This window comes from Limnohabitans sp. 2KL-51, from assembly GCF_003063645.1.
GTDB lineage: Bacteria > Pseudomonadota > Gammaproteobacteria > Burkholderiales > Burkholderiaceae_C > Limnohabitans_A.
In genome coordinates this window covers 1-1,338 of the sequence record NZ_NESJ01000054.1, presented here as the reverse complement: position 1 = coordinate 1,338, position 1,338 = coordinate 1, and the positions used below count along the sequence as shown (strand labels likewise).

1 pseudogene is annotated in these 1,338 nt (G+C 65.5%); it reads right to left on the bottom strand.

Annotated elements, in window-relative coordinates:
• Window positions 1–1,338, bottom strand: a pseudogene (locus tag B9Z49_RS21345) (hypothetical protein); the annotation flags it as partial.

The following is a 1,338-nucleotide window of genomic DNA, read 5'->3' as shown; positions in this document are numbered from 1 at the left end:
TGTTGTTGTTCACCGTGTAGGTGTAGCTGCCGTTGGTGCCCATCACCAAGGTGCCGTATTGGCCCGTGATGGTGGCCGGCCCGCTGGTGGTGCTGAGCGCTGCGCCGCCTGCAAGCTTGGCCGATTGGACGGTGAGGTTGTCGCCCAGGTCGTTGCTCAGCACGTTGCCCGTGGCCGTGCTGCCCGCTGTGGCGTTGGCCGTGCCCCCCGCTTCCACAGCATTCGAGGCATCGTCCACGCTGATCACGGTGGCGTTGCGGATATCCGCAATCACCTCAATGGCTTGCTGGTCTTCGCCCGGGTCGTCGCCCAGGGCCACCGGGTCGGTGGTGAAGCGGATGCCCGCTTGGTCGACCACCGTGGCTTTGAGGGTGTAGTTGCCCACCGCTTGGGTGGTCTCAAACGGCCAGACCCAGCTGTAGTTGCCGGTGGTGCCGGTGATGGGTGCAAAGGCGGTGGCCACCCGTTGGCCGTTGGCATCGAACAGCTCGAGCTTGACTTGGGATTCGGCCGAGATGACGGTGCCCGCCTTCTCGGTGATGGTGCCCCGGTAGGTGAGCGTGTTGTCGGTGCCGCTGAAGTCACCTGCGGTGCCCGTGTCCGTGCTCATGGAGGTGATGTCCACCACGGCCCGGCCGTTGTCCACGATTTGTTCGATGTTCTTGTACTCGATGGTCTGGGGCGTGCCGTCAGGTCCGATGTACTCGATCACGCCCGAGCCCGGTGTGCTGCCGGGCTTGACCACGGCTTGGTCCAGGCGCGAGATGTCCAGCACGTCGGTGCCCGCACCGCCGTCCACCGTGTCGTTACCCCCGCCCGCGATGATGGTGTCGTTGCCGTTGCCGCCGTTGATGCTGTCGTTGCCGTTGCCGCCATCGAGCTTGTCGTTGCCGTTGCCGCCGTCCAGCGTGTCGTTGCCGTTGCCACCGTTCAGGGTGTCGTTGCCGTTGCCGCCGTCGAGCTTGTCGTTGCCGTTACCGCCGCTCAAGGAGTCGTCGCCGTTGCCGCCGTCCAGGGTGTCGTTGCCGTTGCCGCCATCCAGCGTGTCGTTGCCATCGCCCCCGCTCAGGGAGTCCTCGCCATTGCCACCGTTCAAGCTGTCGTTGCCGTTGCCGCCATCGAGCTTGTCGTTGCCGTTACCGCCGTCCAGCGTGTCATTGCCGTTGCCACCATCCAAGGTGTCGTTGCCATTGCCGCCGTCGAGCTTGTCATTGCCGTCGTTGCCGTTGGTGTTGGCTTTGTTGGGGTCGCTGGTGGTGGCGGTGTTGCCCGCCGCATCCCGTGCGCTGGCGGTGATGGTGTCGCCCACCACGGCGCTGGTGGGGGTCAGGCTCCAGG